This window comes from Vreelandella neptunia, assembly GCF_022489065.1.
Lineage (GTDB): Bacteria > Pseudomonadota > Gammaproteobacteria > Pseudomonadales > Halomonadaceae > Vreelandella > Vreelandella neptunia_A.
Genome location: NZ_JAKVTW010000008.1, coordinates 20,007 through 43,810, shown reverse-complemented (window position 1 = coordinate 43,810; position 23,804 = coordinate 20,007). Strand labels below are relative to the sequence as shown.

15 protein-coding genes are annotated in these 23,804 nt (G+C 53.1%); 14 read left to right on the top strand and 1 reads right to left on the bottom strand.

Annotated elements, in window-relative coordinates:
• The first annotated feature begins 268 nt into the window (after positions 1-268).
• From MLE19_RS12100 to MLE19_RS12090, 3 genes are read left to right on the top strand one after another with little or no spacing between them, the layout of a single operon-like run.
• Positions 269-4,834, top strand: a complete 4,566-nt coding sequence (locus MLE19_RS12100; protein WP_240718441.1) for an EAL domain-containing protein — start codon at positions 269-271, stop codon at positions 4,832-4,834.
• A gap of 7 nt (positions 4,835-4,841) precedes the next feature.
• Positions 4,842-6,323 carry a GAF domain-containing protein gene (locus MLE19_RS12095; RefSeq protein WP_240718550.1) on the top strand — a complete coding sequence of 494 codons (1,482 nt, stop codon included), beginning with the start codon at positions 4,842-4,844 and terminating at the stop codon, positions 6,321-6,323.
• Positions 6,316-6,900 (top strand): biliverdin-producing heme oxygenase, encoded by a 585-nt coding sequence (locus tag MLE19_RS12090; protein ID WP_240718440.1) that lies wholly within the window; start codon positions 6,316-6,318, stop codon positions 6,898-6,900. The genes MLE19_RS12095 and MLE19_RS12090 overlap by 8 nt, the downstream gene beginning before the upstream one ends.
• Here the strand turns inward: MLE19_RS12090 and MLE19_RS12085 are convergent.
• Positions 6,848-8,950, bottom strand: a complete 2,103-nt coding sequence (locus MLE19_RS12085; protein WP_240718439.1) for a S9 family peptidase — start codon at positions 8,948-8,950, stop codon at positions 6,848-6,850. The genes MLE19_RS12090 and MLE19_RS12085 overlap by 53 nt on opposite strands.
• 62 nt (positions 8,951-9,012) lie before the next feature.
• On the opposite strand from MLE19_RS12085, the gene MLE19_RS12080 reads away from it, so the two are divergent.
• The 11 genes from MLE19_RS12080 to MLE19_RS12030 all read left to right on the top strand — a co-directional run bounded on the left by MLE19_RS12080 (position 9,013) and on the right by MLE19_RS12030 (position 23,653).
• Positions 9,013-9,438 carry a hypothetical protein gene (locus MLE19_RS12080; protein WP_240718438.1) on the top strand — a complete coding sequence of 142 codons (426 nt, stop codon included), beginning with the start codon at positions 9,013-9,015 and terminating at the stop codon, positions 9,436-9,438.
• Positions 9,439-9,484: 46 nt separating this feature from the next.
• Positions 9,485-10,264: a class II glutamine amidotransferase gene (locus MLE19_RS12075; RefSeq protein WP_240718437.1), complete on the top strand. Its 780-nt coding sequence runs from the start codon at positions 9,485-9,487 to the stop codon at positions 10,262-10,264.
• Between the two features lie 246 nt (positions 10,265-10,510).
• Entirely contained in the window at positions 10,511-12,196 is a 1,686-nt protein-coding gene (locus tag MLE19_RS12070) for an AMP-binding protein (RefSeq protein ID WP_240718436.1), read from the top strand.
• Between the two features lie 291 nt (positions 12,197-12,487).
• Positions 12,488-16,534 (top strand): ATP-dependent RNA helicase HrpA, encoded by a 4,047-nt coding sequence (gene hrpA / locus MLE19_RS12065; RefSeq protein WP_240718435.1) that lies wholly within the window; start codon positions 12,488-12,490, stop codon positions 16,532-16,534.
• A gap of 133 nt (positions 16,535-16,667) precedes the next feature.
• Positions 16,668-17,789 (top strand): beta-ketoacyl-ACP synthase III, encoded by a 1,122-nt coding sequence (locus MLE19_RS12060; protein WP_240718434.1) that lies wholly within the window; start codon positions 16,668-16,670, stop codon positions 17,787-17,789.
• A gap of 34 nt (positions 17,790-17,823) precedes the next feature.
• Positions 17,824-18,663 carry an MlaA family lipoprotein gene (locus MLE19_RS12055; RefSeq protein ID WP_240718433.1) on the top strand — a complete coding sequence of 280 codons (840 nt, stop codon included), beginning with the start codon at positions 17,824-17,826 and terminating at the stop codon, positions 18,661-18,663.
• 8 nt (positions 18,664-18,671) lie between these two features.
• On the top strand, positions 18,672-19,865 hold the full coding sequence (locus MLE19_RS12050; RefSeq protein ID WP_240718549.1) for a PP2C family protein-serine/threonine phosphatase: 1,194 nt from the start codon (positions 18,672-18,674) through the stop codon (positions 19,863-19,865).
• Positions 19,855-20,373: an STAS domain-containing protein gene (locus MLE19_RS12045; protein WP_240718432.1), complete on the top strand. Its 519-nt coding sequence runs from the start codon at positions 19,855-19,857 to the stop codon at positions 20,371-20,373. Before MLE19_RS12050 ends, MLE19_RS12045 begins: the two co-directional genes overlap by 11 nt.
• A 175-nt stretch (positions 20,374-20,548) precedes the next feature.
• Positions 20,549-21,745, top strand: a complete 1,197-nt coding sequence (locus MLE19_RS12040) for a multidrug effflux MFS transporter (RefSeq protein ID WP_240718431.1) — start codon at positions 20,549-20,551, stop codon at positions 21,743-21,745.
• A gap of 34 nt (positions 21,746-21,779) precedes the next feature.
• Positions 21,780-22,511 (top strand): sulfite exporter TauE/SafE family protein, encoded by a 732-nt coding sequence (locus MLE19_RS12035; protein ID WP_240718548.1) that lies wholly within the window; start codon positions 21,780-21,782, stop codon positions 22,509-22,511.
• A gap of 128 nt (positions 22,512-22,639) precedes the next feature.
• Positions 22,640-23,653, top strand: coding sequence for a substrate-binding domain-containing protein (locus MLE19_RS12030; RefSeq protein ID WP_240718430.1), 1,014 nt, complete (start codon positions 22,640-22,642; stop codon positions 23,651-23,653).
• Positions 23,654-23,804: the final 151 nt, after the last annotated feature.

Here is a 23,804-nt window from a genome sequence, read left to right as displayed (position 1 = left end):
GAAAGATTTTCTAAGCATAAAGAAGTAGAAGGTTTTCCGTAGAACACGCATGCGAGCATGTATTTGATAAGCAGAGTTTGGCTTAAGGCCTAGGCAGAGTTAGAAGCTCTTCAATTTCAGAGTCGTAGCCAAAAGCAGTAGTAGGTTCGAATATAATCTACATTATAAAACAGGTGCTTATTGGGCTATTCCATTTCTTGAAATGTCGCTTTGCACAATAAGGCGTGTAAACTGAGCGTTAACTGTTACCGATTAGTAAAGGACGAAAATGACCGCTGCCAGCTTCCCTCCAGTCTCACCACTTGTGGTGGGTATCGGCGCCTCTGCTGGCGGGTTAGAAGCCATTTCAAAGCTGATTAAACCGCTTGATCCCGATATGCCGCTGGCGTACGTCGTGTTACAACATGTATCACCGACTCATAAAAGTATGCTGGTAGACATTTTAAGTCGTGAAACCCGCCTGCGCGTGCAGCGCTTTGAAAATAATCAAATCCCTGAGGCAGGGGTCATTTATGTGGTACCAGCGGATACCAATGCCTTAATAAAAGAGGGAGTGTTTTATACCACCCCTATAAAGCCCCACGTGGGGCCAAAGCCATCGGTTAACGAATTTTTTATCTCGCTGGCGGCGGATGCCCATGAAGCCGCGGTGGGTATCGTCCTATCTGGTACGGGGTCGGATGGCACGGCTGGCTTGCGAGCTATTATGGCGGCCGGGGGTATCACCATGGTGCAAACGCCTGCCAGTGCTAAATACAACGGTATGCCGCAATCGGCGCTGGATGCTGGGGTAATCGATTATGTCATGGACGTTGAGTCCATGGGTGCGCGTTTGGCTGAGCTTTCGCGGCTTGAACGTCTATCCCATGAAGATAGCCATGCTGATGTGCCGGAACGCTTATTAGCATTATTAAAAAAGCACCGGCAACTGGATTTTTCCGGCTATAAGAAAGGCACCCTAAGCCGACGTATCAGGCGTCGTCTTATCGCCACCAACGTGGCTGATATGCAGCAATACTTAGCATTAGTTGAGTCAAGTCATGCGGAGCTAGAGCAGCTAGGCCGTGATATTTTAATTTCGGTGACGGCGTTTGTACGCGACAGATCCGCGTTTGACGCTTTGGATGGCGCTGTTAATAGCCTGATAGAGGAGTCCGGACGTGAGCCGATGCGAGTGTGGGTGGCGGGCTGCGCTACCGGCGAAGAGGCTTACTCGATTGCGCTAATGATTGCGGAGGCTAAGCGACGACATGGCGAGTTCAGCCGCGTGGTGCAGATATTTGCTACCGATATCGATGAGGATGCTTTGGAGATCGCCCGGCGAGGTCGCTACATAGCGGCAGCCCTTGAGGCATTGCCACCAGAGTGGGTGGAGCGTTACTTCACCGCTGAAGAGCATACTTATGAGGTCAACAAAGAGCTGCGGGATATGGTGGTGTTTGCCAAGCATAATTTGGTCGACGATCCGCCGTTTCTGCGTTTGAACTTAGTTTCTTGCCGTAATGTATTGATCTATTTTAATAATGAATTACAAACACGAGTGCTACAGCGCTTTCATTTTGGCTTAAGGCCGAGAGGGGTGCTTTTCCTGGGGCGCTCCGAAAGTATCGCCCAAACAGAGCGTTTATTTACACCACTGGATAGACGCGAACGTCTGTTTCGAAAACAGGGTGAAAGTCGCGACGTTGCCGTGCGTTCATCGAAAGGGACTGGGGAAAGCCAGCCTTTACGTCGGCGTGATCGCGATGTGCAGCACCTGTTAGATGCGCTGGTTTCGCATATGCAGGCTACGGTTGCCCTTTGCGATACCCAAGGCGGCGTCTTACATACAGCGGGTGACGTTGCCAAATTCCTGCATTTCCCTGCGGGTCGCACGCAAGTGGGTATTAGCGACGTGATTAATCCGGTTTTCCGTGGCGAGCTGATGGCGATGTTGCATCAGTTCCAGAAGCAGCGGGAGCCCCAATTAGGCCGTCGTCGACGCCTTGAAGAACGCTGGTGGCAGCTCAGTGTGCGGTCGCTCTCAGAGAGTGATGACGACCGCCGACTGCTGGTGATTCTGATGCCGATTCCCATTGTCGAGCCTGTTCCGTCCACGGATGTTTCTTTAGAACGGCTGATGGAGCCCCTGCCGCTGGAAAAAGGTAATAGCTTAGAAGATGAGTTGGTGGCTACTCGTGAACATCTCCAAGCGTTGATTGAAGAGCTGGCGACGGCGAACGAAGAGATGCAGTCGCTTAACGAAGAGGCGCAGGCATCTAATGAAGAGCTGCAAGCCACTAATGAAGAGATGGAGGCAGCCAATGAAGAGCTGCAAGCCACTAACGAAGAGCTGATAAGCCTTAATGAAGAGCTAAATGTAAAATCCAGTGAATTGACGAAGCTCAATGAAGAGTACACCTACCTCTACGATGCGCTTGATTTTCCACTGTTGGTTTTTGATACCGACCACTGTTTGAAGCGCTATAACGCCCCCGCAGCGCGCTATTTTAATTTCCGGCCCACCGCACTTCAGCGTCATGTAGCTGGGTTAAAGCTACCTGCTGCGCTCAATAATTTGGAAGAGCAGCTTACCAGTGTCATGGTCAGCGGTCTGCCGGAAGAGGGTGTGGTCGAAGTGGAAGGACGGTTGCTGCAGCGAGTGATGACCCCCGGTGTTAGTCGCGATGGCAAGGTGGAGCTGCTGATTGTGACACTGATGGACATTACCGATCTTAGCCATGTGCAGGCCAAGTTACGCCAATCTCAGGCGCAGTTGCATGCCCTCATGGAAAATAGCACCGTCATAATGTCGCTTAAGGATCTTAACGGTCACTACACCTTTGCTAATCCCCAGTTTTTAAATACATTTGGCTTCTCTCAAGATGAGCTTGTGGGTCATACGCCTTTTGAATTGTTTCCGGAACCTTATGCGAGCTCCTTATGGACATGTGACCTTGAGGCGCTTCGCTATCAGCGCATGGTAAATGCAGAGCATGTGTTGACCGCGCCTGAAGGGAGTGTGCGCATCTTCTCGGCGGTTCATCAAGTATTACGAGATGAGCAAGGCCGCCCCCACCTGATTCTGACAGAAGCTGAAGATATTACTTCACGCAAACAGGCCGAGCGTGAAATGCAGGTAGCCGCCAAAGTATACGAGCAAGCGGGAGAGGCGATTGTTGTCATCAATGCCTTAGGTAATGTGCAGTCAGTCAATGCTGCCTTCTCGAAAATCACCGGATTTTCCGCTCAGCAAGTGCTGGATACGCCTGCGCTTCCGCTCCTCTACAGCGAGCAAGAAAACGATCTAGATGTTGAGTCTTCGTCCACATGCCATATTTTATGGGAGCTGGTTCAGCATAATGGCTTTTGGCAAGGGGAAGTTTGGAACCGACGGCATGATGGCACGCTGTTTTCACAGTGGTTAACCCTTAACAGCATTGAGCCGGATAGCCATGAAGAGATGCTTTATGTGGCAGTATTCTCAGATATCACGCACATTAAAGAGTCTCAGCAGCATGCGGAGTATCTGGCCACCCACGATGCATTGACAGGGCTTCCCAATCGCACACTGTTTCAAGATCGCCTTCAAGTGGCTATTGCCCACTCCCGACGTAATGATCAAATCAGCGCGCTGATGTTCCTAGACCTAGACAACTTTAAAAGTATTAACGACACCCTAGGTCACGACGTAGGCGATGAACTGCTGATTCAAGTGGCGGCCAGGCTGCGTGAGCTGGTGAGGGATATGGACACAGTGGCTCGATTGGGGGGCGATGAGTTTACTATTATCGTCACCGAAACCACCATTGAAGGTGCCGAGCAGGTGGCTAAGCGGATTGTTGAATCGCTTTCCAAGCCATTTGAAGTCCGTCGGCATTCGCTATTTGTTACCTCCAGCGTTGGCCTAGCCTTTTGCCCCGATGACGGTGAAGATGTGGCAGGCCTCACCAAAGCCGCCGATACGGCGATGTATCGTGCCAAAGAGAACGGTCGTGACCGTTTTGAACTGTTCAAGCCTGAGCTTCAAGAACGCTTAATGCGTGATGTCGCCATTGAGCACGCCCTACGTGAAGGAATGGAGCAAGGTCGTTTGCACTTGGTTTATCAGCCTAAATTCACCAGTGCGTCTCCCTACCAACTAGTGGGGGCCGAGGCCCTGCTGCGCTGGAATGATCCGGTATTGGGCGCTGTGAGCCCTGCTGATTTTATTCCTGTTGCTGAAGCAACAGGCTTAATCTTGGAGCTGGACCGGCATGTCGCGCTGCTGTTGGTTAACCAACTAGCTCAATGGCTTGCCGACGGTATCGGCCCGCCTCCAGTGGCCATGAATGTCTCCGCTCGCAGCTTTCAGGAGGAGCGTTTCATCTCTCACTTGTTTGCCTGTTTGAAGCAGTACCGCGTTCCCCACGAGCTTATCCAGGTGGAAATCACCGAAAGTACGCTTGTTGACCGCTCCAGCGCGGCATTAGGTAATATTGAAAAACTACGTGAAGCGGGTATTAAGCTGGCGGTCGATGATTTTGGCACCGGTTACTCCTCTTTGGCATATTTAAAACGGCTACCGTTGGCAGAGCTAAAAATAGATAAAAGCTTTGTAGATGGCCTGGGCAGCGCAGATGAGAGTGATCAAGCGATTGCGCTGGCTATTTTAGGCATGGCCAAAGCGCTGGATATCCGTACGGTGGGGGAGGGCGTTGAAACGCAATCCCAACTGAACTGGTTGACCGCTAACGGCTGCGATTACGTACAAGGGTATTTATTATCAAGGCCTTTACCACTGGCTGAGTTTACCGTGTTAGTAGCGGCACATGCTTTGCCAACAAGTAACGATGATAAGGAAAGGAATTCCTAACGTGGCGATGCAAAAAGGATTTATTGAACAGTGTGAGCAAGAGCAACTGCATCTTTCTGGCGCTATTCAGCCCCATGGGGCGCTGGTGGTGAGTAACCTTCAAGGAGTTGTTAGCCATGTATCGGCTAATGTGACGAACCTACTCACTTTGGATGTGCGTATAGAGCATTTGCTAGATCAACCGCTGCCTGATTTTCTTGAGGAAATTCATACTAGCGCGCCGCTACTTAATAAAGGTGAGCGTTATGTTGGTCAGGGCAATATCGGGCAGCAAGAATTTGATGTGATCATCAGCCATAACGGCGAACAGTTAATATTTGAGCTATACCCAGTGGATGCTCATGCTGAGCTTATGCCAATGGGTGGAGAGGCTTACCCTATACCGGAAGACCGTCAAGCGCTGGAAGGCCAGTGCCAGCAGCTATTAGATTCGCTGTTAGCGCTAAGCGGCTTCGACAGGGTGCACTATTACCGTTTTATGCCGGAAGGCGATGGTGAAGTCACCGCGGAAGCCCGCCAATCAGACGTCAATGGCAGCTACTTGGGGTTGCGTTTCCCGGCCAGCGATATTCCCCAGATAGCGCGCCAGCTTTACTTAAAAAACCCATGGCGCTCTATCCCCAACGCCAGCGCTGAACCAGTGGCCATTGTTGGCCGTGATCAGACATCACATCCCAACCTTACCTGGGTTGATTTACGCAGCGTATCGCCTGTTCATCAAGAGTATATGGCCAATATGGGCGTTGGATCGGCGATTTCTCTCCCCATTACCCAAGCAGGTGAGCTTGATGCGCTTATCTCTTGCCACTGTTCGGAGCCCAAACAGTTAACCGTTAGCCAGTTACAGGCCATGAGTGCCCTTTCAGAAGCCTTTAACTTACGCCTGCGCGACTATAAAGCACGCCGACGGTTACAGGTACTTGATGGATTGCAGCGCCAGTTTGACCAAGCTAAGACAGTCTTAATGCGCCATGGTGAATTAGAGAGTGCTTGGCCTGAATTAAGCCGCTGGCTAATGGACACGTTTAGTGCTGATGGCGTTATTTTGCAGGTGGGAAGTGAGTACCATCAACGAGGAGTCGTGTTATCGGCGAGCGCAGTAAGCGTTGTAGCTGAGGCCGCCCGTTTTGAAACGTCCTCCGTATGGATAAGCGATAACCTTCAGCGCGACTGTGCGGATATGCCACTGAGTGAGATCGCGGGAGTTGCCGTGGTCAGTGACTTACCTCTGGATCAGTATCACAACGTTAATCTCTATCTTTGCCGGTTAGAACACCTCTATGAAGTCACTTGGGGCGGTAATCCAGACAAACCCGTCGACTATCGTCATGGCAGCAGCGCGATTGCACCCCGGCGATCGTTTGAAGCCTGGGTGGAGCAACGTGTGGGCCATAGTAAACCCTGGTCTTCCAGTACACGTATATACCTGCTGAAACTGCGTGCCTTACTTCAACAGGCAAAGTCATTTAGCTGGAAGGCGGATGAGTAATCCAACGCTTGGCGAATGGTTGAAGCGAGAAACACGAGCAGACCACCGTCGAGTGGACCAGCACCCCGCATTAAAACCGCTGCTAAAGCGAGATTTAACCCTGCCAGAATACGCCACTGCGTTAAGCACCCTCTATGCGCCGATCGCAAGCTTGGAAGAGGTGCTGAGCAGTGGTTTGAAGGCAAACGGTGCGCATTACCCGCTTACTCATCGCGCAGCGCTGTTGAAAGCGGATATTTACCAGCTAGGAAGGCAGGTGAGATCACCCCATGGCGCTTCGCCACCAGAAAGTATGGCTAGCCTGGTTGGCATGCTCTATGTGCTGGAAGGATCTCGTTTGGGCGGCACCATGATTGCCCGCCAAGTGAAGAGTGTGATGGGAAACCAGATGCCACTGCGTTTTTTCAGCGCTCATCCTTTACATGATGCGCAGTGGGCGGATTTTTGGCGCTTCGCTGAGCGCCACTGCCCACCCGCTACCTGGCCTGCTGTGCTGGCGGGGGCTCAGCAAGCCTTCATGCTCTTTATGCAGGATCTGGAGATGGATGAGCGTCAAGGCCCAACGCCCAAAGAATAAAAGCATCTTGCCGAGCAGTATCGCGCCAGGCTTTGAATCGCCCGGATGCGCCACCGTGGCCGCTATTCATATCAGTACGCATGAGAATCGGCGCCGATCCTTGCTGCTCTAGTGATACCTGGGCGTAAAATTTGGCCGGCTCCCAGTAGCTTACTCGGGTGTCGAACCAGCTGCCTTCAATCCATAGCGCAGGATATTTTTGTGGCTTGATATTATCGATCGGTGAATAGCCGCGGATTCTTGCCATGACGTCAGGCGCTTCCGGGTTCCCCCACTCGCTGTACTCTGCGGTCGTCAGCGGAAGTTCCGGGTTCTGCATGGTGCGCAGTACGTCCAAGAAGGGCACATCCAGCAAGGCAGCACAGAAAGCGTCCGGCGCACGATTAATACAGGTACCCACAAGTAGCCCGCCGGCGCTCGCGCCATAGGCCACTATACGCTGGGGATCGCTGACGCCTTGCTCAACCAGTGCCTCTCGCGCTGCCATATAATCATGAAAGCTGTTTTCCTTATGGGCCATCTTGCCATTTAGATACCAGGGCTCACCCCGTTCACCGCCACCTCTCACATGGGCGACGGCAAAAGCGGCACCGCATTCCAGCAGCTCTAACCGGGCGATAGAGAACCAGGGGTCAAGCGCCTCACCATAAGCGCCGTAGCCATACAGCAGCGTGGGTAAAGGTTGATCCGCTAAGTCAGCGCGCATGACTACCGAAACAGGCACCTGCTCGCCGTCATGGCTGGTGGCCCATAGACGCTTACTAACGAGTTGTTCAGGTTGAAGGCTGCCGTAAACGGGCGCACGTTTGAGTAGCGTTCGTTCGCCGCTGGTTAGATCAAGAGAGAACCAGCTGGTTGGCTGGGTAAATGACTCTTCGCGCAAACGCAGCACTTGGCTATCAAAGTGCGGCGCATCTTCCAGCAGTTGTGAACATGGCTGTTCGGGCAGGGCCAGATACTCATCCAGTGTGCAGGTATGCTCCGCGTTAAACACTAATCGCCTTAAACGTACCTGCGCTTGGTCATGGTCGCGCTCACCCAGCATCAGCCCCCAGGAGAACGCATCAACGCCTTCAAGCGTGGCCTCTTCACGGTGAGCGATTAAGGTTAGCCAATCTAATTGACGTTGGCCAAGTTGGCTTTCCGACAGAAAATCAAGCTGAAAGTGAGCGCCTGCTTGATTATGCAGTCGATAAAAGCTGCCCGGGCGATGGTCGATATGGTACTCGACCCCGGCCTGGCGAGGCTGAATACACAGCGGTGTTGCGGCTGGAGTATGCGCGGGCAGCAGATGAATTTCACTGGTGTCTTTCGAGCCACTTTCCAGCAGTAGCCATGACCGTGAACGCGTTTTGCCAATCCCAATCCAGAACTCAGGATCCTCCTCCCGCAGCACCAGCTCAGGCGCTAGTGAGGCGCTGGGGTCATCCAGGCTTAGCAGTATGCGCCATACGCTATCCGGGCGCTGGGTATCATCAAAGCGAGTAAATAGGAGAGTGGCCATCGTGGCGGTTTGGTCTTCCGCCCAGCAAAGGCCAGCGCCAATATCGCTGAGCAACTTCACGGGTTTACCATCAGGTAGCGCTTTCAACCATAGTGTAAAGCGTTCATCTCCCTGGGTGTCTTCTGTCCAAGCGAGCCACTGCTCATCGGGAGAAAGTGCCATGTCGCCCATGTCGTAAAAATCATGCTCGGTAGCGCGGGCGCTAACGTCGAAAAAGCATTCAAGCTGTTCGGGCTGATGGTTGGGGTGACGCCACCAGCAGGGGTAGTCGTCTTTGGCACCGGTCTCGCTCCAGAACGTAAAGTGGTCAAGTGGTGTCTTAAGGCTCGTGACGGCCAATTCACGACGCGCTAGATGGCTCTGGTATAACGCTTCTTCCAGCGGGGCAAGTGGTTCAAACCAATCGGCTTGTTGCTGGTTGGCGGCCTCAATAAAGTTGCTAACATCAGTGTTTTCGCGCTCTTCCAGCCAGTGCCATTGCGGGTCATTAGCGCGATAATAGCGCGCAGCGGGTAAGCCTGAGTGTATGCCTTGCTGTGCTTTCATAAATTGATAGGTACCATAACGGGAAATCAACGTCGGGTGAGTTCACCCACATGAGGGGTATTATGCTGTTTGCAAATTCAACATCACTGCTGTGGCTGAGTTACTACGGGCTTTCGCTGTTGGTGATTGTCGCGGTCTATTTTGCGCTCACTTTTTTGCCTCGTTTGCCACGCTTAGTGCTGACCTGGGCAGTCGCTGGGGCGATATGGGCGCCCGCCAGTTTTCGATTGCCGTTAATAGAAGAGGGTGAATTCTATACCGGTTGGGCACCAGCGGCGATGGTGGCGGCGGTTGGCTTTCTAGAAAATAATGGTGCAGCGCTGCGTGGTGGGCTTATGTGGCTGGTGTTGGGTATGGCGCTAGGTGCGCTTATTGGTGTTGCTCTGTGGTGGTGGCGTCGTTCGAGTAGCGCGGAGTATGTCACGCAAGAAGAGGAGCGTGAGGATGACCAGACGCCCCCACGCCGTCGCGAACCGGTGATTAATTGATGGATCGCTTAGTGAATTGTTTGGTGGCTTGGCATGTGTGAAGCGTATGTGTGAACTGCTGGGCATGAGTGCCAATGTGCCTACCGATATCTGTTTTAGCTTTTCGGGCTTTTTGCACCGCGGTGGGGGCACAGGCCCCCACCGTGATGGCTGGGGAATCGCCTTCTATGAAGAGGGCGGCTACCGCGATTTCCGTGACCCTCACCCGTCGGTTGATTCCCCCATCGCGCGGCTAATTTGCGATTACCCCATTAAGTCCAATGTGGTAATCAGCCACATTCGTCAAGCTAACGTGGGGGGCGTAAAGCTAGCCAATACCCACCCCTTCACCCGTGAAATGTGGGGGCGGCCTTGGTGCTATGCGCATAATGGTCAATTAAGCGGCTGGGAGCGCCTGGCATTAGGCAACTACACCCCAGTTGGCAGCACTGATAGCGAGCACGCTTACTGCTGGCTAATGGGCGAGCTACGGCGCGCTTTTCCTACCCCGCCAGCTAAGCTTGAAGTGCTCTGGGAACGTGTGCATCAGCTATGTGAGGAGCTCAGAGCATTAGGCGTTTTCAATATGTTGCTCTCTGATGGCTGCTATTTATATACCTTTTGCGCCACCAAGCTGGCTCACATCACTCGCTGCGCACCTTTTGGCGATGCGGAACTCTCCGACGCTGAAATGACAGTGAATTTTGCCGAACACACCACCCCCGACGATATTGTGTCGGTGATTGCCACTGAGCCGCTTACCCACAATGAAGCGTGGCAACGTATGGTGCCTGGAGAGCTATTGGTGTGGCGAGATGGAGAAATCCAGGCGAGATACTGTCCATAATAGATTTAGTATCTTACGTTAAGGGTAGGTGTCCTGATTTTGTCTGTCTTACACTAGGGCTAAAGTTGAAACGTAAGTTTCAATCGATCGTTTTACAGCTTGTTATAGGTCGTATATCGTTGGGCATCTGTACTTGGTCAGAACTGAACTGAGCCAGAACTGAGACAGAACTGAACCTAGCCAGAATAGCCTAGCGACAACAACAAGGTCGGTGATTGACGCCGACATGGATAGCGGAGATTGCCCATGAGCGAACACGCCAACGCCGCCGTTTTACGTGGCCCAGCGCTTGAAGGGTTGGATCAATACGATTCAGTCACGGATGTTTTCCAAACCGCAGTAGAACGTTTTAAGGACAAGCCCGCATTTTCCTGCATGGGGAAAACGCTGACTTTCGCCGACCTTGACCGCCTATCAGCAGACTTTGCCGCTTGGCTGCAGCACGAAACCGACCTTGTTCCCGGGGATCGGATCGCTATTCAGCTACCCAACGTGCTGCAATTTCCAGTGGCAGTCTTTGGCGCGCTTCGGGCGGGGCTAGTGGTGGTCAATACCAACCCGCTGTATACCGAGCGGGAAATGGCTAATCAGTTCAAGGACTCCAACGCTAAAGCCATTTTAATCTTGGCCAATATGGCGGATAAGTTGGAGAAAGTGCTCGATAAAACAGACATCAAGCACGTTTTAGTTACCCAATTAGCTGATTTACATGATGTGCCCAAGCGCTGGTTGATCAATGCCGTGGTGAAGCACGTCAAGAAAATGGTACCTGCCTACTCGCTACCCAATGCGATTGGCTTTCGCGATGCGCTAAAAAAAGGCGCCTCGCTAAGCCACACCGAGGTCAACAGAAGTTCTGATGATTTAGCTGCGCTTCAATACACTGGTGGTACGACCGGAATGCCGAAAGGGGCGATGCTGACTCATCGTAATTTGATCGCCAATATGCTGCAGGCGCGTGAAGCTATTGGCGCTCATCTGACCGATGGCGAAGAGCTGGTGATTGCTCCATTGCCGGTTTATCACATCTATACATTTACCGTTAACTGCTTGTTTTTAATGGAAACGGGTAACCACTCTTTGTTGATCACTAATCCTCGCGATTTGGATAGTTTTGTCAAAGAACTCAAAGGGCTGCCGTTCACCGCTTTCATCGGCCTCAATACACTGTTTAATGCGCTATGCAATCGTGATGATTTTAAACAGCTGGATTTTTCTAAGTTGAAGCTAACCATCTCAGGCGGCATGGCGCTAACCAAAGCCGCGGCGCAGCGCTGGGAGCAAACCACCGGCTGCCCGATTGCTGAAGGTTACGGTCTGACGGAAACATCCCCCATTGTAAGTTTCAATCCCACCGATGCGATTCAGTTGGGTACCATCGGTAAGCCGGTTGCCGGCACCGCCGTAAAAGTCGTCGACGCGGACGGCAACGATGTGGCGATGGGTGAGCCTGGGGAGCTATGCGTTCAAGGGCCGCAGGTGATGAAAGGCTACTGGCAGCGCGAAGATGAAACCCGGGTTTCTATTGATGAGAATGGCTGGTTCCACACCGGTGATATCGCTGTGTTGCAGGATGATGGCTATATACGCATCGTTGATCGTAAGAAAGACATGATTTTGGTCTCTGGCTTCAACGTTTATCCCAACGAGATTGAAGATGTGGTTGCCGCTCACCCGGATGTCCTTGAGTCGGCGGCAGTTGGGGTGCCGGATGAAAATGCTGGCGAAGTCATTAAACTGTTTGTGGTGAGCAAAAATAGTCAGCTTGATGAGAAAACGCTACGTGATTGGTGCAAAAAAGAGCTAACCGGTTATAAGGTGCCTAAGGTCATCGAATTTCGTGATGAGTTGCCCAAAACCAATGTGGGCAAAGTGCTCCGCCGCCAATTGCGCGACGAAGAGCCTTCAAAAACGTCATCAGATAGCCATTAATAAACACTCGATTAGCGGGCGAGGGCAGGTTGTAACAAGGGTCTTTCGCCATGGCCGGAAAATATTCCTGACAATTCCGGCATTTCCGCCATCCATGGCGGTCAGATGGCGAAAGTAGCGCCCACGGACGGGTTCACAGCGCCCTTGTGGAGACCTGGACTCGCCCGCTTACTGTTTGCTTTGTGGTTAGGCGTCGTGGAGATGAAAGCGTTACACTACGGAACTGTGTTTAAGACCCGCTCAATTGAGCGGGTTGATTTTTTATATCTCGAGTTAAATGTCTCCTGTTAAATGCCCAAGCGAATGGAAGCCGACTCAATCGTGACCACCGACACATCCCCAGCCCCTACCGATAGCCAACGTCTCGCGTCGCTGCATCAGGCGGCAGGGCATGTGATGCTGCGTGATGCCGAACGGCTAGAGCGGCGCCTGGCGGGTCTATACCGCCGTCAACGCGATAACAAGCCCATTAGTCGTGGTTTGGATGAAGTGCAGCGTGAGCTTGATCGCTCTCAGCAACAGCTCAGCCTGCGTGAAGCCCAGCAAGTGGCGCTAAACTATCCGCCTGAGCTACCCGTCGTTGAGCGAAGAGAAGACATCGTCAACGCGATACGTGATCACCAGGTAGTGGTGGTGGCAGGGGAGACCGGTTCAGGCAAAACTACACAGCTACCCAAGATGTGTTTGGAGCTGGGGCGTGGTCGCCGCGGTTTGATAGGTCACACCCAGCCGCGTCGCCTGGCTGCCCGCAGCGTTGCGGGGCGTTTAGCCGAAGAGCTTCAGGTCTCCCTGGGCGAGCAGGTGGGCTACCAGGTGCGCTTCACCGACCAAAGCAGCCCAACTACCCTAGTCAAACTAATGACCGACGGGATTTTGCTGGCCGAGACGCAGAATGACCCACTGCTGCTTCGCTACGACACGATTATTATTGATGAAGCCCACGAGCGTAGTCTGAATATTGATTTTCTGCTCGGCTACCTCAAGCGTTTGCTGCCCAAGCGGCCCGACCTAAAAATCATCATTACTTCGGCAACCATTGACGTTGATCGCTTTGCCAAGCACTTCGGCACGGCTAAAACGCCTGCGCCAGTAGTTGAAGTGACGGGTCGCACCTACCCAGTTGAAGTTCACTACCGGCCGCTGGTGCGCGACGAAGACGATGAAGAAGACCGCACGCTGCAAGAGGGCATTCTCCACGCGGTGGAAGAGATTGAAGCGATTGAGCGGGAAAAAGGCTGGCTGCACGGCCCACGGGATGTACTGGTGTTCTTACCCGGTGAGCGTGAGATTCGTGAAACCGCGGATACCCTACGCCGCGCCGAGCTAAAAGGCACCGAAATCCTGCCGCTTTACGCTCGGCTCTCCAACGAAGAGCAGAACCGCGTGTTTGCCCCGCACCGCGGGCGGCGTATCGTGCTGGCCACCAATGTCGCGGAAACCTCGCTGACCGTTCCCGGCATTCGCTACGTGATAGACCCCGGCCTTGTGCGTATTAGCCGCTATAGCTACCGCTCCAAAATTCAGCGGTTGCCGGTGGAAGCGGTCAGCCAAGCCAGCGCCAACCAGCGCAAGGGGCGCTGTGGGAGGATCGCCGAAGGCGTGTGTATTCGCCTTTACAGCGAAGAGGATTTTCTCTCCCGGCCTGGTTTTACCGATCCCGAAATTCAGCGTACCAACTTGGCGTCCGTCATTCTATCGATGCTGGGGCTCAAGCTTGGCGATATCGAGGCGTTTCCGTTTGTCGACCCGCCCGATAGCCGCTTTGTGAAAGACGGCTTCCGGTTGCTGTTTGAACTGGGAGCCGTCGATGAGCGACAGCATCTTTCTCCGCTTGGCCGCAAGCTGGCAAGGCTGCCCATTGACCCACGCCTGGCGCGCATGGTGCTGGCGGGCGCCGAATTTGGCAGCCTGCGGGATGTGCTGATCGTGGTCTCGGCACTCGCCATTCAAGACCCCCGTGACCGGCCTGCGGACAAGCGCCAAGCGGCTGATCAAGCTCACCAGCGCTGGCACGATCCGGATTCTGACTTTGTCGCCTTGCTGAACCTTTGGCACGGCATTGAGAATGCCCGCGAGGCGCTATCGGGTAATCAACTACGCCGTTGGTGCCGCGAGCACTACATCAACTACCTGCGCATGCGCGAGTGGCACGACACCTTCCGCCAGCTTCGTCAGTTGCTGCGCGATATGGATATCGACGTGCCCGCGCCCCCTGCACGTGATGAAGACGAGAGCGAAGAGCAGGCTAAGCAGGCACGACGTAAAACCTCAGGTAAAGTTCACCAAGCGCTGCTTTCAGGCCTACTCTCCAATTTGGGTACGCTGGTGGAGAACCGTGAGTATCTCGGTGCCCGCAATCGTAAGTTTATGATCCATCCTGGATCTGGGCTGGCCAAAAAGTCGCCCAAATGGATCATGGCGTTTGAGATGGTGGAAACCTCCAAGCTGTTTGCCCGCACCGTGGCTAAGATCGATCCACAGTGGATTGAGCCCCAGGCGCAGCATCTGGTCAAACGCAGCTACAGCGAACCTCATTGGGAAATGAAGCGGGCGCAGGTCGTCGCGTTTGAACAGGTAACCCTGTTTGGGCTGCCGATTGTGGCGCGGCGTCGAGTGCATTACGGACCCATCGCCCCCCAGGAGTCACGCGAGCTATTTATTCGTCGAGCGCTGGTGGAAGGGGAGTTTCACACCAAAGGCGCCTTCTTTGCTCATAACCGTGAACTGATCGATGAGGTCGAGGCGCTGGAAGATCGTGCTCGTCGGCGAGATATTCTGGTTGATGAAGACACCCTGTATGATTTTTACGGTCAGCGAATCTCGGCCGACATCGTCAACGGCAAAGGCTTTGAGCACTGGCGTAAACAGGCCGAGCAGCAGGACCCTCAGTTACTCCACTTTGATATTGATTCGCTTAAGGCGCGGGATGCTGATGACGTCACTCAGGCGCAGTACCCCGACCATCTCACCCTTGCTGGCGTTGCCTATCCGGTGAGTTACCACTTTGACCCTGAAGCCGAAGATGACGGTGTCACCCTTACAGTTCCCGCTGCCATGCTGCCGCAGGTGCCGGTGCATGCGCTGGAGTGGCTGGTGCCTGGGCTGTTGCGCGAAAAGTGTATTGCGCTGCTAAAGTCGCTGCCCAAAAGTATCCGCCGCCAAGTGGTACCAATCCCCGATTGGGTGGATGCGGCGCTGGAAACCCTGGTGCCCGATCAACGCCCGTTAACCGAGGCGTTGGGAGAGTTTATTCGCCGTCGAACATCGACGCGGGTTCACCCCGACGACTGGCGTCTAGACGTGCTTGAACCGCACCTCATCATGAATATTCGCGTGGTCGACCATGCCGGAGAAACCCTGGGCCAAGGGCGTGATTTACGCGCACTGGAGCAGCGCTTCGAGGCAGCAGCTAGCGCAGGCGCCCAGGCGTTGGCCGAACAGGTGAGTTCTGAGCCCGCCATCGCCGGGTTACCCAAAGAACCGTTGCCTACATCCCGTGTTACCACCCAGGCAGGAATTCGCGTAGAGGCGTATCCTGCCCTGGTTGCCGAAGCCGGATTTGCTAAAGCCAGGGCAGACGCAGAAAACGCGTTTAAAGTTGTCCTGTTCGATCATCCTGCAAAAGCTGATGCCGCGCACCAGGAGGGCATCGCTCGATTGGCAATTGCTAAACTACCCGAACAGGTTAAAGCGATTAAGCAACTGCCAGATATTGAGAAGTGCGCGCTGTTGTTCGCCAAGGTGGGGAGTAAGCAAGCCCTGATGGAAGACCTGCTGCTAGCGGTGTTTACCCAGGTCGTCGCTCAGCATCCTTTGCCGCGCTCAGAAGGCGAGTTTGATCAGCGACTGAACGCTACTCAGAATCAGCTTGTTGAAGAAGCAAAAGCACTGTTAGTGAAGGTACAAGACGCGCTGCAAGGGCATTTGGCAGTCAGTAAGGTACTAAAAGGTAAGCTCAATTTTGCCTTGGCGCTGGTGTACAGCGATGTTAGTGCGCAAATGCAGCGTTTGGTTTATCCAGGGTTTATACGGGATGCTGGCGAGTGGCTGGATGAATATCCACGCTACACCGAGGCGTCATTGGTTCGGCTCGAAAAAGCCGCCCGTGAACGCGGGCGTGATCAAATGATGATGCAGGATGTCCAGGCATTGGAAGCACGTTTTGACGCCCGTCGAAAAAGTGAGCGGCGAGGACGTATTGAAGACCCGGTGTTAGTGACGTTTGGCTGGTGGTTACAAGAATTAAGGGTGTCGCTTTTTGCACAGCAGTTGGGTACTCGTATACCCGTATCGGTAAAACGCCTTGAAAAGCGCTGGCAAGAGATCATCAGCGTTTAGCAAGTGGTTGAAAAAAGTTGCTGGAAAAACCGCTATTTTACGCACACAGTAACGTTATGGGTTCGTCGCAAGTTACGCGCTAGCCATCAATGGCCAGCCAGTCACGTCGGCAAGCCGCTTAAAGGAGATTGGCATGACACATGTGGTGATTACCGGTACAGGACTCTATACACCGGAACACGCCATTGATAATGCAGCCCTGGTGGCGGCATTTAATGCTTGGGTAGATGGTGAGAATGAGCAGCACGCAGCGGCGATTGAGCGCGGAGAGCGCGAGCCTCTGGCGCACTCAAGTAGCGAGTTTATTGAAAAGGCGTCTGGGATTCAGAGCCGCTATGTGCTAGATGCATCAGGTATCCTTGACCCACAGCGTATGCGACCTAAACTGCCACAGCGGAGTAATGACGAGCCCTCGCTTCAGTGTGAGATGGCAACGCATGCCGCGCGGCATGCGTTGGCCGCCGCTCAAGTAGATCCCGCCGACATCGAGCTAGTGATTGTTGCCTGCTCAAACCTAGAGCGAGCCTATCCTGCCGTGGCGGTTGAAGTGCAGCAAACGCTGGGGGCAGGTGGCTATGGGTTCGATATGAACGTGGCCTGCAGTTCAGCCACCTTTGCTCTGGAAACGGCGGCCAATGCGATAGCCTCCGGCAGCGTCAAACGCGCGCTGGTGGTCAATCCTGAGATCTGCTCGGCGCATCTTAATTTTCGAGACCGTGACAGCCACTTCATTTTCGGCGATGCTTGTACCGCTGTGGTACTAGAAAACAGCGCCGACGCCGTGGCTGTCGAGCAGTATGAAATTCTCGGTACGCGCTTGGTGACTAAATTTTCCAACGCGATTCGCAATAATGCGGGTTTCCTAAATCGCGTGACGGACAGTGACCCATTGGCCTTGGACAAGCTGTTCGTGCAGGAAGGTCGGCGGGTATTTAAAGAAGTTTGTCCGATGGTCGCCAAACTGATCACCGATCATCTGGCGTCATTGGAGTTAAGCGGAAGTGATCTTAAACGCATGTGGTTGCATCAGGCTAACCGTCATATGAACGATTTGATTGCGCGCAAAGTGTTGGGCTATGACCCAAGTGAAACCCAGGCGCCGATCATTTTAGATCGCTATGCAAATACTAGTTCAGCGGGCTCCATTATTGCGTTTCACCTCCATCGCGAGCAGTTCGATCAGGGCGATATAGGTGTGATTTGTTCGTTTGGTGCAGGCTATAGTGCTGGCAGCGTTGTCCTTCGTCGGTTGTAAACGTGCTGCGGAATTGTAAAAAAAGGAAAAAGTCATGGGGCAGAGGTTAAGTAACAACAAGTTAACGTTTACGTGGCGCTCAACAGGGTTGCCGCTACTGCTGGTGGCGTTATTAGTCATTAGCGGTTGTGCCAGCACGCAAACGGCAGACAACGCCAACCCAGATGACCCATGGGAAGGCTTTAACCGCAAAGTGTTTACGTTTAATGACGTACTGGATCGTTACGCGCTTAAGCCGGTGGCAAGAGGCTATCGCACGATTACCCCTGATCCGGTAGAAACGGGTGTAGGTAACTTCTTCTCCAATTTAGGTGAAATACGCACTGCGCTTAACAGTTTGCTGCAGGGTAAGCCTGCTAACGCTGGCCTTGCTACCTCGCGTTTTTTGATTAACTCCACCGTGGGTGTCGGCGGGCTGCTGGATTATGCAACGTTGATGGAAATTACTGCGGATAAAGAGGATTTCGGTCAAACGTTGGCGGTTTGGGGCTGGGAAGATTCACGCTATTTGGTGCTGCCTTTCTTAGGTCCCAGTACGCTACGTGATACCACGGGGCTGCCTGCTGACATAGCCTCGTATCCGGTGACCTATGTAGAAGATGATACCGTTCGCATAAGCCTGACAGCGCTCAACCTAATTGACACCCGAGCGGGGTTGCTTGACCAGGAGGAGTTGATTCGCGGTGATCGATACCGCTTTATTCGTGACGCTTACTTACAGAGCCGCCAGTTCGAGGTGAGCGATGGAGAATTGGGCGATGACCCCTTTGCCAGCGACACCTTCGACTTTGATGATAGCGACTTTGATAACAGTGACTTTGAAGACAGCGACGCTGGTAACGACGGCGTTGGTGGCGAAAACAGCGCCGATTGAGGCTTATGATGGAGCATTCTAAGCAGCTGATCGCGGTGATCGACGAGCCGGGTCGAGAGCGCGATGCGCTGGCCGAGGCGATTACCTGCGACGGCATGTGGGTATTTGCCGCAGAAGATATTGACAACTTGCCTGCGGGTACGGCGCTGATTGTGGCCCATGCGAGAGCGGTGCCACGCCAGCAGTGGTCGCAGTTAACGCGACGCTTGCCGACGCTGGTTGTGAGTGACTCGCGCCAGGATGCTGACCTTATCAAAGCGATTGACGTAGGGTTGGTGGATTATATTGTCCACCCTTTGCGCCACGCAGAACTACTGCGCCGCATGATCCGTAAAGCCATTGAGCTAAATGATTTAGCCCTAGAGCGAGAGCGAGATCACGCGCGTCTTGCTGAGTTGAACGAGAGCCTAGAGACGCATTTAGCGCTACTGCGTATGGATCAGCAGAGTGGTGGTCATATCCAGCGGCGTTTACTGCCCCTTCGCCCTAAAATCATCAATGGGGTGTATTACGACTATGTGTTTGCGCCTTCACTCTATCTGTCCGGTGATTTTCTAGACTACCAACGCTATAACGAGCGCTATAGCGCCTTCTATTTTGCTGATGTGTCGGGGCATGGTGCGTCATCGGCTTTTGTGACGGTGTTGCTCAAATACTTATGCAATCGTTGGTTGAGTGAGTGGGATGGCCAGCAGCCGGAAAGGCTACCGCCTGATTGGCTAAAGGCAATGAACCGAGAGTTGCAGGGTACTGATATAGGCAAACATGCCACCTTATTTGTCGGGGTTATTGACCATGAGGCGCATACTCTGCACTATTCGCTCGGCGCTCAGCTTCCCATGCCACTTTTAGCGGCCGAGGGGGAGCTAAAACGTCTTGAAGGCGAAGGAATGCCAGTAGGCCTTTTCCCCGATGTGGAGTATCCTTCGCTTAGCTGTGCGTTGCCGAACGACTTTCGTTTGTGGCTTTGCTCAGATGGTGTTTTGGAATGCTTGCCGGGTAAAACGCTCGACACGCGGCTCAAGGAGCTTGAGCAATTAGTAAGCGAGAGTGTCACGCTTGAGCAGTTGCGCGACCGGCTAGCAGAGACGAATGCACTCCTTTCAGAAGGGGATGCAGAGTTTGATGCCAACCAGGAACGCGATGCTTTACCCGATGATCTAACAATCATGATGGTGAGCGGATTTGGTCATGCTGATTGAAGAAGGCCGCATTAAAGCGGCGTTCGATTCTGGTGTTTTTGTTTTAAAACTGTGTGGCGATGTGCGTTTGACGCTCTGCGCCACACTCGATACCCAAGCCCAACGTCTCGCTGAGACACCGGGATTGCGTGCCGTACTGATTGACCTGCGCGAGGCCACCAACGTGGACTCTACTGCGTTGGGTTTTTTAGCCAAGGTCGCAATGGCAGTAAAAGGGCGCTTAGAGCAGCCACCGACGATTATTGTCGATAATGATGACGTCCGTAAAATGTTGGACGTAATGGGGTTTGCGCGCTTTTTTACCCTGATGGAAGCGCCTCTAAAGCAAGCAACAGCGCTTAACGAATCGCTTGAAGAGTTACCCGAAGAGCCTGCCGATGAAGAGGGGTTGCGTGATCGCATTCTGGAAGCTCATCGTATTTTGATGCATATGAACGAGCACAACCGCGAGCAGTTCCAGCCGCTGGTTGACATGCTCGAGTCGCAAGACGCCGCCACGCATCAATAACCCCCCGTCTTTAAACAGACCTGACTTTTCTCAGGGCTATCTCAGTTGGTGATCATTCGTTATCACTCACTGCGATAGCTCTGTGTAGAGCGTTTAGCCCCGACAAGTGTCTTAAAATCGGCTATGATTAGCGGCCTATCTATTCCAGCGCGTTCGTATCGCCGTAAGGAGACCCATGCACCTCAATCCCCGCCGTGTAGCGTTATTAGTCGCCGCGAACACAGCGCTTGCCCCTTTTGCGATCGACGCCTACTTACCTGCGATGGGAATCATCGCCGAGAGTATCGGCGCTAGCATTCATCGCACTGAACTCTCCATTAGCGTGTTCTTATTCGGCTTTGCGTTGGGCCAGTTATGCTTTGGTCCGCTATCGGATCGTATGGGTAGAAAGCCGGTACTGCTGGGGGGGCTCGTCGTGTTTATGTTGGCAAGTTTAGCCATCACCACGGTCGATACGCTCTCCTCGCTGCTAGCCTGGCGATTTGTGCAGGCGTTGGGCGGTGGTGCCTGTGTTGTAAACTCAGCAGCGATTGTGCGCGACTGCTTTAGCGGTCGAGAAGCCGCCAAAGTGATGTCGACAATGGCGATGATTATGATGCTGGCGCCGCTAGTGGCGCCCGCCGTGGGTAGCCTATTGCTGCATGTGGCTGGTTGGTGGTTGATTTTTGTATTTTTGGCCGTCTATGCAGGCTTTTTACTTTGGCTACTCGGAACCCGTTTACCTGAGACGCGGGATATGTCTCTCCCAGCGGCATCACCGCGCCAGGTAATACGCAATTACGCCAGCGTGCTAAAGCATCGTGAAGGGATGGGCTATATCTGCGCCGTGGCGGCTTCCTTTGCGGGTCTGTTTGCCTTTGTGACGGCGTCGCCGTTTCTCTATCTCGACTATTTTGGTCTATCGCCTGGCACCTATCCGCTCGTTTTTGGGGTCAACGTGCTGGTCATTGCCCTCTCTAACCGGGTCAATATTCACCTGTTGCGAAAGCGTACCCCGCAGCAAAACTTGCGGTTGGGCTTGCTCATACAATTGATCGCAGCACTGGGGCTAGTGTTAGTAACCGCACTCAATATGGCGTCGCTATTTATTGTGGTGCCGCTGATTATGTTGTTCACCGGTATGATCGGGCTGATTACTCCCAACGCCATCTCATCGTTACTGGATCATTTTGGCCATATAAGTGCCACTGCAACGGCGCTGTTAGGCGGCATCCAGTTTACCTGTGGTGCTCTCGCAGGAGTCATGGTGGGGCTGTTTGAAGTTGAGCACCTTTGGCCAATGGTGCTGACGATGTTAGGTGCCGCTCTGTTGGGGAATATCGGCGTGCGCAAATTAACCAAGGCGCCTGTAGCATTTGATCAACAGGGATGAGCGGTAGGTTGCATAACGGGAATGAACATTCGTGATAGATAGCTTGTTGGACTGGGTCAATATGCCGATGAGTACCTGGTTAGCCTGCGCAGCCGTGCTGCTGCTGGGAGCCTTTGTCCAGCGCGCCACCGGTTTCGGTTTGGCCGTTATTGGGGCCCCACTGTTGCTGATGCTTGAGCCAGGATTGGTGCCGGTCATTTTAGTGCTGTTTGGCTTTACCGTCTCGTTAATGATGGTGCGCCACTACTGGCATGAAGTGCGTTTGGATTCCATTGGCATGGCGTTAGTGGGGCGGCTGCCAGGTAATGCCCTGGGAATTTGGCTGCTGCTAGCCGCACCAATGGTGATCCTGGAAAAACTAATTGCCGTTATTGTGCTGTTTGCGGTGCTAGTGACGCTATGCCGCTTTAAACTGCCAGTAAATCGAATAACGCTATTCGGTGCTGGTGTGTTATCAGGCATCTTTGGCACCGTTGCCGCTATCGGTGGCCCGCCCATGGTGATATTGATGCACGGCTTGCCGGCTGACCGGGTGCGGGGGAACTTGGCTGCCTTTTTCATTTTGACCTCCATGTTGACCATTATTACTCTCGCTTTCGCTAACCAAATCCAGCTATGGCACTTCCAGGTTGCTCTTACCTTCCTACCTGCGGTGCTTATAGGTAACGCAGTGGCTGATGCCATTGCCCATCGCTTGGATAGACGTTTACTGCAAGGTGCTTCGCTGGCGTTGTGTACCCTGGCGGCGCTGGGTTTACTGTTATAAAGGAAAGCGAATTTCCCCGCAGAGCAAAAATTCTTTCCTCTATTACTCACTGTCATGAAGTTGTCATGGAACCAGTGCAAGGTATGCCTTGCGAAGGCCAGATCCCTACATGAACAGGAGTATTTCGCATGAACCGTATTCTAAAAACCACCGTTATCGCGGCTGCTGTAATGAGCGTTGCCGGTGTTGCACAAGCCCGTGATCAAATCCGTATCGTAGGTTCCAGTACCGTTTATCCGTTTGCCAGCTACGTAACTGAAGAATTCGGTGCCACTACCGGAAATCCGACGCCTGTTATCGAATCAACAGGTTCCGGTGGCGGTTTGCGTCTGTTCTGTAACGGTGTAGGTGAAGGCACGCCCGATATCACCAACGCTTCACGCCGCATGAAAGTCGCTGAGTTCGAGCGTTGCGAAGAGAACGGCGTTACCGATATTACCGAAGCTAAAATCGGTTCTGACGGTATCGTATTGGGCCAGTCAAGCTCTAACGACGGCGTTGACTTTACTCTTGAGCAGATCTTCCTGGCAGTCGCCGCACAGGTGCCGGTTGATGGTGAGTTAGTCGATAACCCCTACACCAACTGGAGCGATATCGACGCTTCACTGCCTGACCGCGAAATCTCCATTTATGGTCCGCCAACGACTTCTGGTACTCGCGACGCCTTTGAAGAATTGGTGATGGAAGCTGCTTCAGGTGACATGGATATCTACGGTGAAGAAGGCTATACCGATATTCGTTCTGACGGCGTTTACATCGATGCTGGTGAAAACGACAACCTGATCGTTCAGCGTTTGTCTGAAGACACCGGTGCCTTTGGTATCTTCGGTTACTCTTTCCTTGAAGAGAACACCGATACTATCAGCGCTGCCACTATCGACGGCGTAGAGCCTGAAGCTGATGCAATCAGTTCCGGAGACTATCCTATCGCGCGTTCACTTTGGTTCTACGTGAAGAACCAGCACGCTGAAGAAGTACCGCCGATGTATGAGTATGTCGACATGTTTATGAGCGAGATGATGATTGGCTCAGATGGTTACTTGAAAGATATTGGCTTGATCGCACTGCCGGAGGGCGAGCGTGAAGAGTGGCGTCAAGTGGTAGCAGACCGCACTACAATGTCAGCAGACGTTCTTAAGTAAGTCGTTAAGTTAGAAATGAAAGTGGTCGGCAGCGAAAGCTGCCGGCCTTTCGTTTTATAACAGCGATATATTGGCGTTTGTCACATTGTTGTAATGTTTGTGCCCCAAAGTAGTCGCCAATACGATTTCATTAAGTAATGCGAGAGAAATT

Bases quoted from the DNA above. Each gene is read 5' to 3' on its own strand.
- MLE19_RS12060 (WP_240718434.1), top strand. From the start codon at position 16,668: ATGACACATGTGGTGATTACCGGTACAGGACTCTATACACCGGAACAC.
- MLE19_RS12090 (WP_240718440.1), top strand. From the start codon at position 6,316: ATGAGTAATCCAACGCTTGGCGAATGGTTGAAGCGAGAAACACGAGCA.
- MLE19_RS12070 (WP_240718436.1), top strand. From the start codon at position 10,511: ATGAGCGAACACGCCAACGCCGCCGTTTTACGTGGCCCAGCGCTTGAA.
- MLE19_RS12075 (WP_240718437.1), top strand. From the start codon at position 9,485: ATGTGTGAACTGCTGGGCATGAGTGCCAATGTGCCTACCGATATCTGT.
- MLE19_RS12080 (WP_240718438.1), top strand. From the start codon at position 9,013: ATGCTGTTTGCAAATTCAACATCACTGCTGTGGCTGAGTTACTACGGG.
- MLE19_RS12100 (WP_240718441.1), top strand. From the start codon at position 269: ATGACCGCTGCCAGCTTCCCTCCAGTCTCACCACTTGTGGTGGGTATC.
- MLE19_RS12050 (WP_240718549.1), top strand. From the start codon at position 18,672: ATGGAGCATTCTAAGCAGCTGATCGCGGTGATCGACGAGCCGGGTCGA.
- hrpA (WP_240718435.1), top strand. From the start codon at position 12,488: ATGCCCAAGCGAATGGAAGCCGACTCAATCGTGACCACCGACACATCC.
- MLE19_RS12055 (WP_240718433.1), top strand. From the start codon at position 17,824: ATGGGGCAGAGGTTAAGTAACAACAAGTTAACGTTTACGTGGCGCTCA.
- MLE19_RS12045 (WP_240718432.1), top strand. From the start codon at position 19,855: ATGCTGATTGAAGAAGGCCGCATTAAAGCGGCGTTCGATTCTGGTGTT.
- MLE19_RS12085 (WP_240718439.1), bottom strand. From the start codon at position 8,950: ATGAAAGCACAGCAAGGCATACACTCAGGCTTACCCGCTGCGCGCTAT.
- MLE19_RS12095 (WP_240718550.1), top strand. From the start codon at position 4,842: ATGCAAAAAGGATTTATTGAACAGTGTGAGCAAGAGCAACTGCATCTT.
- MLE19_RS12030 (WP_240718430.1), top strand. From the start codon at position 22,640: ATGAACCGTATTCTAAAAACCACCGTTATCGCGGCTGCTGTAATGAGC.
- MLE19_RS12040 (WP_240718431.1), top strand. From the start codon at position 20,549: ATGCACCTCAATCCCCGCCGTGTAGCGTTATTAGTCGCCGCGAACACA.